The sequence below is a fragment of the Methylobacterium sp. WL64 genome (genome assembly GCF_008039945.1).
Lineage (GTDB): Bacteria > Pseudomonadota > Alphaproteobacteria > Rhizobiales > Beijerinckiaceae > Methylobacterium.
This window is the reverse complement of sequence record NZ_VRVA01000124.1, coordinates 1-14178: the sequence shown is the minus strand read 5'-3', so window position 1 is coordinate 14178 and position 14178 is coordinate 1. Positions and strand designations below refer to the sequence as shown.

The following is a 14178-nucleotide window of genomic DNA, read 5'->3' as shown; positions in this document are numbered from 1 at the left end:
CCCTGCCGATGCTGCGCCCTCCCGCCCCCACAGATGGGGGAGGGCGCAGCATCGGCACCGCCCTTGGCCCTCGTCCGCGACGCGGCGGAAACCCGACCGCCTTCGAGGCTCATCCCGCCCCGAACAGCGCCACCGCCAGCCGCGAATGGTCCTCGCGCAGGCGGCCCGTATCCACACCCAGCGGCTCACCGTCGATCACCCGCCAGCGGCCGGCGACCATCACCCGGTCGGCCCGGGTCGCGCCGCACAGGACCAGGGCGGCCAGCGGATCGTGGGCGCCGGAGAAGCGCAGCTCGTCCAGGGTGAACAGGGCGAGGTCGGCCTCCAGGCCCGGCGCGATCCGGCCGATATCGGCGCGTCCCAGGCAGGCGGCCGAGCCCTGCGTGGCCCAGCGCAGGGCATCGCGATGGGTCACGGCCTCCGCCCCGTAGGTGAGCCGGCTCAGCATCAGCGCGTGCCGCACCCCCTCCATGAGGTTGGAGCTGTCGTTGGAGGCCGATCCGTCGACCCCGAGGCCCACGGGCGAGCCCGCCGCCTCCAGTTCGCAGGTGCGGCAGCGGCCCGACGCCAGGGTCATGTTCGAGGTTGGGCAATGGCACACGCCGACCCCGGCCTTGCCGAGCCGGGCGACCTCGGCGTCGTTGAAGTGGATGCCGTGGGCGAGCCAGACTCGGTCGGTCATCCAGCCGACCCGTTCCAGGTAGTCCACCGGTCGGCAGCCGAACATCGATTGGCAGTAGCCGTCCTCGTCCAGCGTCTCGCCGAGATGGGTGTGCAGGCGGCAGCCGTGCCGGGCGGCCAGCTCCGCGCTCTCGCGCATCAGCCGCTCGGTCACCGCGAAGGGCGAGCACGGCGCCAGGCCGATCTGCACCATCGCCCCGGGGGCGGGGTCGTGGAACAGGTTCAGCACCCGCTCGCAATCGGCCAGGATCGTGTCGTCGTCCTGCGTCAGCGTCTTGGGGGGCAGGCCGCCCTCCCGGTCGGACAGGCTCATCGACCCACGGGTCACAGCGGCGCGGATTCCGAGGCTCCGGGCCTCCTCGACCTGGACGTCCACCGAGTCCTCGAGTCCCTCCGGGAACAGGTAATGGTGATCGCCCGCCGTGGTGCAGCCCGAGAGCAGCAATTCGGTATAGGCCACCCGGGTGGCGAGCCGAAACGCCTCCGGGGTGATCCGGCCCCAGACCGTGTAGAGCGCCTTCAGCCACGGGAAGAGCGGCTTGTTGATCGCCAGCGGGTGCGCCCGGGTGAGCGTCTGGAAGGCGTGGTGGTGGGTGTTGATCAGCCCCGGGACGACCACGTGGCGCGCGGCGTCGAAGGTCTCGTCCACCGGGGCGGCCGGCCGGGCGCCCGCCGGCACGCATTCGACGATCCGGCTGCCCTCCACCACGACGCCGCCCCCGGCCCCCTCGGCCAGGATGGCCAGCGGATCGCGGATCCAGACCCGGCGGCCCCGTATCTCGGCGTCGCGCATGCTGTTCCCCTCGGGTCCCGACCTCGCACCGGACCGGTATCGGACCCGGCGCGGCGGCCGGCAAGCCCCGGACGGGTCAGGGGCGGCTGTCTCGCGGGCCGGCGCCCCCGGGCTTGACGCTCCCGGGCGGCGCTGAGACATGTCAGCGGGACTGACCTTCTTATCATCCGGTCTGCTTAAAGTGACGGTCTGCCCCCCGTGACGTCATCGGTTCAGCGCGACGGCCTGCGCGTCTCCGGGCTGCCTGCCGCGGCGCCCCGTCGGCCGGACGGCGTGGCCGCGACCGCCGCGCACGCCCTCGGCAGCGACGACCTGATCGAGCTGCTGTTCTTCGCCTACCGGGATTTCGTCGGCGACCCGGACCGGATCCTGGCCGCCTACGGCTTCGGCCGTGCGCATCACCGGGTGCTGCACTTCGTCGACCGCTATCCGGGGCTGACCATCGCGGAGCTGCTCGACATCCTGCGGATCACCAAGCAGAGCCTCAACCGGGTGCTGAAGGACCTGATCGGGCAGAGCTACGTCACCCAGAAGACCGGGCCGAGCGACCGGCGCCAGCGCCTGCTGTACTGCACGCCGTCCGGTGCCGAGCTGGCCGCCGACCTCACCCGCGTCCAGGCCCGGCGCCTGGCCCGGGCGCTCGCCGCGCCGGACGCGCTGGGCTCCCCGGAGGATTTTCTGATGGCGATGATCGAGCCGGAGGACCGGCCTGCGGTCCGGCGCCTGATGGCCCGGCGCGGGCCGACCGGCGGTGGCGGCGCGTGACGGCCGCCCCCCGGGCCGACTTGCCCGACGCGGCGCCGCACGTCCTCGTGGTCGACGACGACCGCCGCCTGCGCGAACTGCTGGCCCGCTACCTGACCGACCAGGGGTTTCGCGTCACCGTGGCGGCCAGCGCCGCCGAGGCCCGGGCCCGGGCCCAGAGCGTCGTGTTCGACGCGATGGTGCTCGACGTGATGATGCCCGGCGAGAACGGCTTCGACTACGCCCGCAGCGTCCGCGAGACCTCCCGGGTGCCGATCCTGATGCTCACCGCCCGCTCCAACCCGAACGACCGGGTGATGGGCCTGGAGATCGGCGCCGACGACTACCTGCCCAAGCCGTTCGAGCCCCGGGAGCTGACGCTCCGGCTCAGCAACATCATCAAGCGCAGCGACCACCCGCGCGAGGCGGCGGCGGAGTCGGTGACCTTCGGGCCGTTCGCGTTCCGCATCGACCGGGGTGAATTGCGCCGGGACGACGCGCTGATCCGGATCACGGACCGGGAGCGCGAGATCCTGACGATCCTGGCCGCGGCCGGGGGCGCCAACGTCGAGCGCGAGCAGCTCGCCGGCCCCGGGGGCGCCGCCGCGGAGCGCACGGTCGACGTGCAGATCAACCGCCTGCGCCGCAAGACCGAGGTCGACCCCGCCAACCCGGTCTTCCTGCAGACGGTGCGGGGCGTCGGCTACCGGCTCGCGGTGGACTGATCCGGGCCCGCTACACCACCCGCGGCTCGCCCGGCTTCAGCTTCAGCCCCTTGGACACCCGGGTGGAGAGGCTGCCCACGACGGCGACGGCGACCGCCCCCTCGGCCAGCGCACGGACCGCCGCCAGGGCGGCCTCGGCGTTCGGCTTCATCACGGCGTAGACCAGGGGAGCGGGTTTGGAACCCGACCGGCCGCGGCCGCCGGATCGCTCCGCGGTCACGGACACCAGGAAGGTCGTGTGGCGGCTCCGGGCGCGTCCAGGCATGTCTCAGCATGTGGCATGTCGGCTAATCATCACCAACGCCCCACCTCCCGGAAGGGCCGGGATGGAGAACGCGGATGTGCGGCACAGGGCGAATCGCGTGCCGCGATCGGCCGCCCCATCTCGCCTTACCCCATCCGGCGGCACCCGCGACGGATTTCGCGCGAATACTCTGCGGCTTTGTGTCGAAGACGCGCGATCAGGGGCGTTCCGGGGGGCCCGTCGGCGCGTCAGGCCAGAACGAGGTCGAGGCCCGGCAGCGGAAGCCCCGCGAGCCGGGTGCTCCAGACTTGGCCGGGCGCCACCGGCAGGGCGTCGGTGAGCGTCCCGGTCGTGACGATCTCGCCAGGCGCGAGCGGCGGGCTCGCAGGATCGTTAGCCAGAACATCAACGAGATGGCCGAGGGCCGAAAGGGGGCCGCCGCCGAGCACGTTGCGGGCGCGGCCCCGGTCGGCGACCGCGCCGTCGCACAGCAGGTCGACCGAGAAACTCGCCAGCGCATCGATCCAGGCGGGCGTCGAAGCCGGGGTGAGCGGCACCCGCTCGCCCAGCACCAGCAGGCCGTGCAGCCCGAACGCCGCCACGGTGTCGGGGGCGGCGAAGCGCCAGCCGGGAAACAGCGACTGCACGAGTTCGAAACCCTGGGCCACCCAGTCGAGGCACCCGATCAGGGCGGCCGGGTCCATGCCGGGCTCGGGCGCCCGGGCCAGCCCGAACACGATCTCCGGCTCGATCCGCGGCTCGACCAGGGCGGCGAGCGGCACCGGCCCGGTCAGGTCGGCGCGCGCCCGCAGGGTCGTGTCGTAGACGTGGCCCCAGATCGGGGCGCGGACCCCGTAGGCGTCCCAGAGCGTCGTGTTGGTGAAGCCGATCTTGCGGCCCACCGGCCGCTCGCCCCGCGCCGCGCGCAGGCACCGGACCGCCTCGGCGACCCGGTAGGCGGCGGGCAGGTCCAGGCCAGCATCCCAGCCGCTCAGGGGCGGGATCTGGCGGCGATGCTCGTGAGCCGCCAGGATGGTGCGGGCATGGGTGGCGGCGGGGACGGGATCGCTCATCCCCGGACCTGTAGCATGGCGGCCGGCGGGGATGCGCTACCAGACCAGCCGTTCGATCACCGCGTCCGGGTGGACGGCCTGGCGCCCGAGCCATTCGGCGACGTCGCCGAGGCGGTGGTGCTCGGCCGAGACGCCGAGTTCCTCCGCGTGGATGCCGCGGGCCACCAAGAGGCTGGCGATGCCGAAGCCGCAGGCCCCGGCGATGTCGGTGCGGATCGCGTCGCCGATCGCCATCACGCGGCCCGGGTCCACCGGCGCGCCCGCGAGGTCGGCAGCCTTGGCGAGCGCCGCCTCGTAGACCGGGCGGTGGGGCTTGCCGGCGTAGATCACGGCGCCGCCGAGTTCGGCATAGGCCGCCGCGAGCAGGCCCGCGCAGGGGATCAGCCGGTTGCCGCTCTCGACCACGAGGTCGGGATTGGCGCAGATCAGGGTCAGCCCCCGGGCTGCCAGGCGCATGAGTTCGTCGCGGTAATCGTCGGCGGTCTCGCTGCGGTCGTCGAACAGGCCGGTGCAGACCACCAGGTCGGCCTCCACCTCCGGGACGAGGCTGAGGTCGAGGCCCTGGAAGATGCCGAGGTCGCGCTCGGGCCCGAGATGCCGGATCCGGGCGCCCGGGCGCTCGGCGATCAGCCCGCGGGTGAGGTCCCCCGAGGTCAGGATCGCGTCGTAGGCCTCCCGGGGCACGCCGAACCGGTCGAGGATCCGGCCGACGCCGTCCCCGGGCCGCGGCGCGTTCGAGACCAGGATCACCCGGCGCGGCCGCGCGCCCGGCAGGCCGCGGTACCGGATCAGCGCCTCGCCGGCCGGGACATGGGCCTTCTGGCCGTCATGCAGCACGCCCCAGACGTCGCAGAGGAGCAGGTCGTAGCGCTCCGCCACCTGCGCGAGGCCGTCGAGGGTCGGGATCGGTGCGGTCATGGAGGGATCCGGTCACGGTTTCAAAAGGTCCGGGACCTTTTGCGGGTGCAGGGCGGCGCGCTGCAAGCCTCCGGGCTCGCGCGACCCCAAGGCTTAGAGCGCTCGCCGCCCGACCGGGGACCGGTCCGGCGTGAGCGCGGGCGTCGAACCAAGGCCTGGGAGCCGTTCCCGCTTGCAGCGCGGTCGGGCGCTGTTCTACCGCGGCCCGAGCTTTTGCTCGGTGAAGAAATCGAGCATGGCCCGCGACGCGTCGGGCCCGTCGGTATCGGTGTAGCTGCCCTCGGGGCGGCCGCCGGACCAGGCATGGCCGGCGCCCCGGATCCGCCAATCCTCGACCACGACCCGGCCGGCCTCGTCCCGGAAGCGCGTGCGGGTGAAGGGATGGCCGCGGTCCTCGAAGGTCTCGGACCGGGCGGTCAGGCCGGCGACGTTGGCCTGGGCCAGCACCTGGTCGGCGTTGCGCACGCTGACGGTGCCGTCGTCCTCGCCGTGGAACACGATGGTGGGGATGCGCCGCCCGGCCGGGGCCGCACCGAACGACGCCGCGGTGCCGAGGCCGGGCGCGCCGACCTGCATGGCCATCAGCGCAGAGCCGAGGTCGCGGGCGCAGCCGGCGGCGAGGCCCGAATGGACCCCCACGGCGGCGTAGAGGTCCGGATAGGCCCGGGCGATGTTCAACGCGGCCGCGCCGCCCGCCGACATGCCGGCGATGTAGACCCGGGCCGGGTCGATCGCGTGGGCCGCCATCACGGCCCGGGTGAGCCCCGCGATGATCGCGGCCTCGCCGGATTCCCGGCGCTGGTCGCGCGGATCGTACCAGTTCCAGCAGCGCTGGACATGGGCCTGCCGGCTCTGGCCCGGATAGGCGACGAAGATGCCGGCGCGCTCGGCCAGCACGTTCATGCCGGTGCCGGCGGCGAAATCGTCCGGGTTCTGCATGCAGCCGTGCAGCATCACGATCAGCGGCGCCGGCTCGGCCGGATTCCCCGGGATGAACAGCTTGTAGTCGCGGCTGCCGGCCGGCTCGGCGTGGCTGAGGCCGACGAACCGGCTCTCGGCCGGCGGCTTGCGGGATGCCGGCTTGCCGGGCGCCGGCGGCCGCGCGGGTCCGCGCCGCGGTTGCCCGAACCCCTTGAGCACCGGCGCGAGCCCGCGCACGACCTTGCCGACCGCGTTGCGGACCCGCAGCGCCGGATCGGAGATCGGGTTGCGGGCGGGCTCGATGCGCGCCGCGCGCCGCGCCGGTGCCGGAGCCTCCGTCCCGGCATGCCCGGGGGCCGCGCTCGGCGCATCCGGGCGTTGCACCTGGGGCTGCGCCTGGAGCTGCACCTGGGGCTGCTGCGGGGTCTCGGCGGTCTCCGGCGGCGGCGGGGCCGCGTAGCCGCCGAAGCTGCGCTGGATCAGGGCGGTCGCCTCGTCCAGGCGGCCCAGGCTGGTCAGGCGTGTGGCCTCGATCATGTCGGCGAAGGGCGAATGCGTGGCCCGGTCGCGGGCACCGTCCTGCAAAGCCTTCAGCTTGCCGAAGGGATCCATGATGGGTGCGCGCTTGGTCACATCAGCGTCCGTGTCGCGGCCGGGATGGCCCGCGGGTCGGCATATGGTGCGATGCAATAGAGGCCGATGTGCGATGCGGCAAGGCCGGTCAGGACGGGTCGTCGGCGCCGATATACTCGGCCCAGATCGGTGCCGCACCGAGGCTCGCGCGGAAGCTGTCGTGCCGCGCCCGCTCCTCATCCGTAAGGCGGCTCCGATATGGCCGAGGGGCCGCCGGAGCCGCCTGGACGACGGTCCGGACCGCCGGGCCGGACTGGGCGTCCAGGAGCCCAAGGCTGGTCTGCTTGCCGCCGAGCAGCTCGACATAGACCTCCGCCAGGATCTGCGCGTCGAGGAGCGCCCCATGCTTGGTGCGTCGGCTGGTGTCGATGCCGTAGCGGTTGCACAGGGCGTCGAGGTTGTTGGCCGCGCCCGGGTGCTTGCGCCGGGCCATGGGCAGGGTGTCGACCACGTCGTCCAGCTGGATCGGCGGCGGCGCGTTCGCCCCGAGCCGGGCATATTCCATGTTGAGGAAGCCGACGTCGAAGGGCGCGTTGTGGATGACCAGGCGCCCGTCGGCCAGGAAGGCCTGCAGCTCGCCGACGATGTCGGCGAAGAGCGGCTTGTCCGACAGGAACGCGTCCGACAGCCCGTGGACGTTGAACGCCCCCTCGGAGACCGCCCGCTGCGGGTTGCAGTAGCGGTGGAAGGTCCGGCCCGTGGGGATGTGGTTGAACAGCTCGAGCGCGCCGATCTCGATCAGCCGGTCGCCGTTCCGCGCCTCGGTGCCGGTGGTCTCGGTGTCGAGGACGATCTCACGCAGCATTTTTGCGACTCAGGGGTCAGGATCACGCGCCCGATCGGCGATGGGGCTCCGGGGCGGGTGACCGCTTGCGGAGGACTCTGTCGCCCGAAAGGTTGACACTTCCTTGGACGCCGGCGGACCGGCGCCCGTGTGCCTGGCGGCGAGCGCCTCAGGCCGCCAGGGCCAGCCGCCCCTCGTCCTCGTCGGCCTCGGCCGCCATGAACTGGGCCCGGGCGAGTTCGGCGAAGCGGCCGTTCTGGGCGACCAGCGCGTCGAACGTGCCGGCCTCGACGATCCGGCCCTCGTGGAAGACCAGGATGCGGTCGGCGTCCCGGATCGTGGCGAGCCGGTGGGCGATCACGAAGGTGGTGCGCCCCTCCATGACGGCCTCCAGGGCGCCCTGGAGCTTGCGCTCGGTGGCGGCGTCCAGCGCCGAGGTCGCCTCGTCGAGGATCAGGATCGGCGGGTTCTTCAGGAGCGCCCGGGCGATCGAGAGCCGCTGGCGCTCGCCCCCGGAGAGCGACCGGCCGCGCTCGCCGATCACCGTGTCGAGCCCGTCCTGCTGGCGCGCCATGAAGGCGCCGGCCTGGGCCCGCTCGAGGGCGTCGAGCATCTCGGCATCGGTGGCGTCGGGGCAGCCGACCTGCAGGTTCTCGCGGATCGAGCGGGCGAACAGCATCGGCTCCTGGAACACCACGCCGATGTTGTGGCGCAGGGACGACAGGCCGATGTCGCGCACGTCGAGGCCGTCGATGCGGATCGCCCCGGAGGACGGATCGAAGCTGCGGTGCAGGAGGCCCAGCGTCGTCGACTTGCCCGAGCCGGTGGTGCCGACCAGCGCCACGGTCTCGCCCGGGCGGGCCGAGAACGAGACGCCGTCCAGCGCCTTGCGCCGGCCGTCATACGAGAAGGCGACGTCGTCGAAGGTGACCTCGCCCTCGAAGCGGGCGACCTGCCGGGCATGGGGACGGTCGGCCACGGCCGGCACGGTGTCGTAGATTTCGAAGAACTCGGCGATCTTGGGCGCCTGCTGGAACAATCCGTTAACGAAGCCGACCACATGGTCGAGCCGCGCCACGAAGGCGGTGGCCAGGCTCATGAAGGCCACGACCTCGCCCACCGTGGTGGTGCCGGCCTGGTACAGCCAGATGCCGGTGACGAAGATCGCCGTCATGGTGATGGTCGCCGAGGCGCGGGTCGCCACGTTGGCGAGCGCCCACCAGGACAAGACCGGGATCTGCGCGGCGAGCAGGTTGGTGATGATGCCGCGCATCGCGTCCTTCTCGGCCTTGGCGCGGGTGAAGGACTGGATCACCGCGACGTTGCCCAGCGCGTCCGAGGCGTGGGCGGCGAGGCCGGAATTGAATTCCTCGACCTGGCCCTGGAGCGTCTCGGTCCGGCGCATCACGAAGGTGGTCAGCGCCGTGAAGGCCACCACCAGCACCACCAGGATCGAGCCGAGCTGCCAGTTGATGAACAGGGTCATCGGCAGGAGCACGACCAGCGAGACCAGGGCGACGAGGTGGTCGCGGAAGAAGCCGAGCCACAGCCAGGCCATGCCGTTGGTGCCCTCCAGCATCGCCTTCAGGACCCGGCCGGAATGGTTGGCCGAGTGGAAGGCCAGCGGCAGGTCGAGGACGTGCTCGAAGTAACTCGCCATCGAGGACAGGCGGTTGCGGTGGGCCAGCCGGTCGGCGTGGAGCGCGATGAACACGCCCGCCGCGATGGTGAAGAAGCCGAACGCCACCCAGGCCGCCAGCAGGGGCAGCATCGTGGCCATGGCGTTGCCGCCGCGCTTGAGGTGGGTCAGCTGATCGATGATCCGGCCCATCAGCAGCGGTTCGGCGAAGGCCGCCACCGCCAGCACGACGTTGGTGGCCGCCAAGCCGATGGCCAGCCGCCGATCCGCCTTCAGGAAACCCAGGACCCGCCCGTACAGACGAACCATCGCCACCGCTCCGCCACCCCCGGCGCGGCCCGTGTATCCGGGTCTCGCGCCACTTCTTAAGGTCCGTGCGACGGGCGGCCACCGCCGATTCCGCCGCCAAACCCCTCGCACGACACGGCTTATGCCCGGGCCCGCCTGAACGGGCGATGACGGCCCTATACAGGGTCGAAGCGTCCGCCTTTACGGTTCGTTCAGCAAGATTTCCTAACGCTGCGAATAACCCGGCCGCAAGCCACAGCGGGGGCGACTCGTTGACGATTTGCATCGGGCGCCCAGGGCCGTGGATCGCGCAACCGCACTCGGCCTCCTCTCAAGCCTCGGCGTCGTGGTCGGGCTGATCCTCCTCGACGGCGGCCATTTCGGTGCCTCCGCGTCGGAGTACGCGGCGGGGGTGGTGTTCGGGGGCGCCACCGCGGCCACGATGATCCGCGTCCCGTTCCCGGTGATCGTGCACGGCCTGCCGATGGGCCTGCGCTACGCCTTCGTGATGCGCTCGGTGATGCCGCAGGCGCCGATCTGAGGAGATCACCAAGATCGCCGACGTGGTCCGCGAGTCCGGCCCGATGGCGCTGGAGAACATGGAGATCGCCGACCCGTTCCTGGCCCAGGGCGCGCGCTACATCGCCGACGGCTACGACCGGGACTTCATCCGCGACACGATGGAGCGCGACCGCGACAACGTCCTCACGCATCCCGATGAGGGCTCGAGGGTCTGCCGGGCCTACGGCGACTGCGCCCCGGCCTGGGGCCTGATCGGCCCGATGGCGATGTTCGCCAACATGTCCGCCCCCTCGAAGCTCGGGCCCGCCATGGCGACCGCGCCGCTGGCCACGCTCTACGGCGCCGGGATCGCCAACCTGATCACCCTGCCGCTCGCCGACAAGCTGCCCGTGAAGCTCGAGGAGGCGGACGTCTCGCGCTCGCTGATCATCGACGGCATCCCCGACACCCCCGACCTGGCGGCCAACCGGCGGGTGACCGTGACGCTGCTGCCGGAGGCGCCGCCGGTGCCGAACGTGAAGGGACTGCCGTAGGGCGACCCACCGCCGACGGTCGGGGTTTCGAGAGGTCCGCGCCCTCTTACGGGTGCAGGGCAGAGCCCTTCGAAACCGTCTTTCCGCTGGTGTCGCGTCCTACTTGGCGGTGAGCAGCGCCCAGTAGACCTTGTACTTCGAGCCCGGCGCGTACGCGGTGGCGATCCCCATCCGGGTCGCCCGGGGGTCGAGCATGGTGGCGTCGTGCGGGGGGCTCTCGCGCCAGCCCGAGAAGGCTTCGGCCAGGGTGTGGTAGCCGGCCGACAGGTTGGCGTTCACGTCGGAGAAGCCGAGCCGTCCGACCGCGGACTTCACGGTCTGCGCCCGGCTCGGCCGGTCGGCGAGCGCCATGGCGGCCACCTCCGCCTCGGCCAGCCGCTGCAGTTCGGGATCCACCGTCAGCGGGCCGGCGCCGCGGTTGCGGCGATAGGACGAGATCATGTCCCGGGCGGCGTCGGTGTCGACATGGGCGGTCTGGCTGGCCAGCGGCAGGTAGATGCTCGGCAGCGCCGTCGTGGTCGGCACCTGGGCGGCACAGGCACCGAGCAGCGCCAGCGCCGGGATACAGGCCGCCGCCCGAAAGCCGCGTCTCAGGTTGCGTCCGCCCACGTTCGAAGGTCCATGCTCTGCGCATCCGGCTTGGACGCCCGAGCGATATAGGGAGCGCGGGGCGATTGCGCGACCGGCTCCGCCGCCCGGGCCGCCCGTCCTCAGCCTCCGGCGCTGCGGAGCCCACGGTCGCGCTGCTGTTGGGCCGGCAATGCCCCGGCCTCCTTCGCCTCATGAGGGTCGGAGACTGGCGCACCCTGCCCGAACCGGCTCGCGATCTCGCCCATGGCGACCTGCATCGCCTCGAAGCCCTGCACGGTCACGATGCTGGCGCCGGGGCCGAGCGGTGGGATGAAGCCCGCCCCCGAGAGGGTCGCGAACACCGCGTAGTTCAGGTCGGTCTGGACCTTCTGGCCGAGGCTGACATCGACGATCCAGACCAGCAGCTCGAATTCCAGGAACGGGTCGCCGATCTTCTTGAACACCACCCGGGGCGCCGGGTCCTTCAGCACGTCGGCATGGCCCTGCGCGCAGCCGACGATCATCTCGGCGGCCCGCACCGGATCCTGGTTGCGCAGGACGCTGACCGTGATGCTGACCCGGCCGGAGCGGTCGCCGCGCACCCGGTTCTTGACCACCCCGGAGATCAGGTTCGAGTTCGGTACGATCACGGACGAGCGGTCGAAGGTCTGGATCTCGGTGGAGCGCACCGAGATGCGCTTCACGATGCCCTCCGAATCGCCGATCACCACCTGGTCGCCGACCCGGATCGGGCGCTCCCAGAGCAGCAGCAGGCCGGAGACGAAGTTGTTGACGATCGATTGCAGGCCGAAACCGATACCGACCGACAGGGCGCCGGCCACGATGGTGAGCTTCTCCAGGCTCAGGCCCAGATACGAGAAGGCGAGCGCCAGGGCGAGCAGGAAGCCGCAATAGCCCGCGATCGTGGTGATCGAGTTGCGCAGGCCGGCGTCCAGGTCGGTGGCCGGCAGGTAGGTCAGTTCGAGCCAGCGCTGCACCGCCCGGGTGACGAACACGCCGAGCACCAGGATGCCGATGCCGAACGCGATGCTCGAGAGCGAGATCGTGACGTCGCCGACCTTGAAGCCGAAGAAGGCCTGCCGGATCGACGAGACGATGTCGGTGGAATCGAGCCCCCAGGGCGCCAGCACCAGCAGCGCCGCCACCAGGATCAGCACCACCCGGGCGGCCCCGGTCGCCAGCACCGAGATCTGGTTCAGCGAGCGCTTGCGCAGGCCGGTATTGGCCTGGAGCGTGGTGGCCAGCCGGGTCTCGTCGGTGAGCGCGCGGCCGATGAACGTGTCGACGCTCTGGACCAGCAGGTAGAGCAGGACCAGGACGCTCGCGGCCCAGATCAGCTGATCGATCAGGAAGGCTGCGAAGGCGACGTAGCCCACCAGCGCGCCGAGCCCGATCAGCCCCACGGCGGCCCAGCCGAGCAGCCGGGCCGGGCCGCCGATGCCCGTGGTGGTCTTGGTCGGCACGTAGGGGCCGAAGCAGGCCTCCTCCTCCTGATCGGTGTCGGCGAACCGGTGCAGGCCGACCGCCAGGATCAGCGCCGTGGCCACGGCGCCGAGGCCCCGGGTCGCGATCGAGATCGGCAGGGCCGCCGAGATCCCGGAATTCAAGGCCTCCACGGATTTCACCACGGTGAGCACCGTGGCGATGCCGACCGCCAGCCGGGTCAGCCGGGTGGCCGCCGCGTCGCCGACCGGGGCGGGGCGCCAGGCCGGCTTGTCGGGGCTGAGCAGCCCGTCGCACAGGGCCTCCACGAAGGCGATGAAGGCGAGGCCGCCCAGGATCGCGGCGGCCACCGGAAGCAGCCGGGAGGGCAGCAGGTTGGTGGCGTCGAGCGCGTAGTAGACCGCGTAGGAGCCCGCCACCGCCGGCACGGTGCCGAGCAGGATCACCCGCCAGGCGGCCAGCAGGGTCGCGCGCCGCGACGGCTCGGCGGTGGCGGCATCCCGCCGGGCGGCCCGGGGGGCGATGTTGCGCCGCCCGAAATACAGCGCGATCGAGATCCCGAAGGCGAGCCCCAGGAACAACAGGTTGCCGATGCTGCCGTTGCGGGAGAACAGCAGCCCGATATCCGACACGGCGCTCTGCAGGGAGCGGGTATCCCGCGGCACGTCGGCCATGACCTTGGTCCAAAGGCCCGGCCCGACCAGGGGCTGCGAGCGCTGGAACAGGTCGCGGGTGAACGATTCGCGGCGGCGGTTCGAAACCCGGTCGATGATCTGGTCGCCCTGCACCTGCAGGGAGCGGGCGAGGCGCTGGGTCTCGTCGATGCGGGCGACGGCGGCGTCGCGCTCCACCCGCTGCTCGGCGACGTCGGGGCTCTCCTGGGTGTCCTTGGGCTTCGGGCCGAGCTGGGTCAGCCGCTCGCGCGCCGCCTCGAGCGGCGTGTCGAGCCGGGTGATCAGCGCGCGGATCTCCTCCGTGACGGTGGCGGCGCTGTCGCGAATCGACGCCAGGTCCGTCGGGGTCAGGTCGGGATGCCCGAGCTGCTTCTCGCGGGCCTCGAGCTCGGCCTTGGCGGCGTCGAGCTGGGCCCGGACCGCCTTGAGCGGCTCGGACATCTCGGGCTGGGGCGCGGCGGGCTTCGGCGCGGCCGGCTTCCCGTCAGCCCCTTTGGCGTCGGAAGATTTGGCATCAGAAGGCTTGGCATCAGAAGGCTTGGCATCGGCAGGCTTGCCCTCCGCGGCCTGTCCGGCCGGGCTCCCGCCCTGCGCCGAGGCCGGCGGCACGGCCGCCGGGATCCCCAGCATCAGCGCGGCCAGGACGGCCAGCACGACGGGGGCGCGCGGCGCGGCGTTCGGCTTCCGGGAGCGCACCAGCGTGCGGATCATGGGCTACCTCTCGTCGGGCGCGGCAGGCGCGCGTTCGGGGCCCGGCATCGGCGGACCGGCGGTCGTCGGGAACCGCGCGGGCCGCCTGCGGGCCTCTTGGAGCGCCCGCCGCCGGAGGGGACATCGGTTCGGCGTCGGCGAGCACGGGATATCGAAGCCACGCGAATCGGGACCACCGGCGGCGCGGCCAGGCCCGATTCGCGCGGCCGAGCGCTGTGGGCGAGCAATAGGGCCAAACCGTGCCCCTGCCCACCCTCGGGC

General features: G+C 72.3%; 13 protein-coding genes. 4 read left to right on the top strand and 9 right to left on the bottom strand.

Features of this window, described 5'->3' with window-relative positions; genetic code table 11:
• Positions 1-109: 109 nt before the first annotated feature.
• Positions 110-1474: an 8-oxoguanine deaminase gene (locus FV242_RS28475; protein WP_147941275.1), complete on the bottom strand. Its 1365-nt coding sequence runs from the start codon at positions 1472-1474 to the stop codon at positions 110-112.
• A 273-nt stretch (positions 1475-1747) separates the two neighbouring features.
• On the opposite strand from FV242_RS28475, the gene FV242_RS28470 reads away from it, so the two are divergent.
• Entirely contained in the window at positions 1748-2239 is a 492-nt protein-coding gene (locus FV242_RS28470; protein ID WP_147910186.1) for a MarR family winged helix-turn-helix transcriptional regulator, read from the top strand.
• Positions 2236-2943 (top strand): response regulator, encoded by a 708-nt coding sequence (locus FV242_RS28465; RefSeq protein ID WP_147910177.1) that lies wholly within the window; start codon positions 2236-2238, stop codon positions 2941-2943. The genes FV242_RS28470 and FV242_RS28465 overlap by 4 nt, the downstream gene beginning before the upstream one ends.
• Before the next feature lie 10 nt (positions 2944-2953).
• On the opposite strand, the gene FV242_RS28460 is transcribed toward FV242_RS28465, so the two are convergent.
• From FV242_RS28460 to FV242_RS28435, 6 genes are all read right to left on the bottom strand, one after another.
• Entirely contained in the window at positions 2954-3208 is a 255-nt protein-coding gene (locus FV242_RS28460; RefSeq protein WP_147941274.1) for a hypothetical protein, read from the bottom strand.
• 227 nt (positions 3209-3435) lie between these two features.
• Positions 3436-4260, bottom strand: coding sequence for a 2-keto-4-pentenoate hydratase (locus FV242_RS28455; RefSeq protein ID WP_147910179.1), 825 nt, complete (start codon positions 4258-4260; stop codon positions 3436-3438).
• Between the two features lie 36 nt (positions 4261-4296).
• Positions 4297-5178, bottom strand: coding sequence for a TIGR01459 family HAD-type hydrolase (locus FV242_RS28450; RefSeq protein WP_147910180.1), 882 nt, complete (start codon positions 5176-5178; stop codon positions 4297-4299).
• A 195-nt stretch (positions 5179-5373) separates the two neighbouring features.
• Positions 5374-6711, bottom strand: a complete 1338-nt coding sequence (locus tag FV242_RS28445; RefSeq protein WP_147941277.1) for a PHB depolymerase family esterase — start codon at positions 6709-6711, stop codon at positions 5374-5376.
• Positions 6712-6820: 109 nt separating this feature from the next.
• Positions 6821-7537, bottom strand: coding sequence for a DNA polymerase III subunit epsilon (dnaQ, locus tag FV242_RS28440; RefSeq protein ID WP_147910181.1), 717 nt, complete (start codon positions 7535-7537; stop codon positions 6821-6823).
• Positions 7538-7685: 148 nt separating this feature from the next.
• Positions 7686-9470 carry a glucan ABC transporter ATP-binding protein/ permease gene (locus FV242_RS28435; RefSeq protein ID WP_147910182.1) on the bottom strand — a complete coding sequence of 595 codons (1785 nt, stop codon included), beginning with the start codon at positions 9468-9470 and terminating at the stop codon, positions 7686-7688.
• Positions 9471-9744: 274 nt separating this feature from the next.
• Here FV242_RS28435 and FV242_RS35850 point away from each other — a divergent pair, with 274 nt between their 5' ends.
• Entirely contained in the window at positions 9745-9984 is a 240-nt protein-coding gene (locus FV242_RS35850) for a hypothetical protein (protein WP_246692105.1), read from the top strand.
• A 22-nt stretch (positions 9985-10006) separates the two neighbouring features.
• On the top strand, positions 10007-10498 hold the full coding sequence (locus tag FV242_RS28430) for a motility protein A (protein ID WP_246692929.1): 492 nt from the start codon (positions 10007-10009) through the stop codon (positions 10496-10498).
• A 99-nt stretch (positions 10499-10597) separates the two neighbouring features.
• On the opposite strand, the gene FV242_RS28425 is transcribed toward FV242_RS28430, so the two are convergent.
• Together FV242_RS28425 and FV242_RS28420 are read right to left on the bottom strand one after the other, a co-directional pair.
• On the bottom strand, positions 10598-11107 hold the full coding sequence (locus tag FV242_RS28425) for a CAP domain-containing protein (RefSeq protein ID WP_187278597.1): 510 nt from the start codon (positions 11105-11107) through the stop codon (positions 10598-10600).
• Positions 11108-11208: 101 nt separating this feature from the next.
• On the bottom strand, positions 11209-13917 hold the full coding sequence (locus FV242_RS28420; RefSeq protein ID WP_147941273.1) for a DUF3772 domain-containing protein: 2709 nt from the start codon (positions 13915-13917) through the stop codon (positions 11209-11211).
• Between the last annotated feature and the right edge of the window lie 261 nt (positions 13918-14178).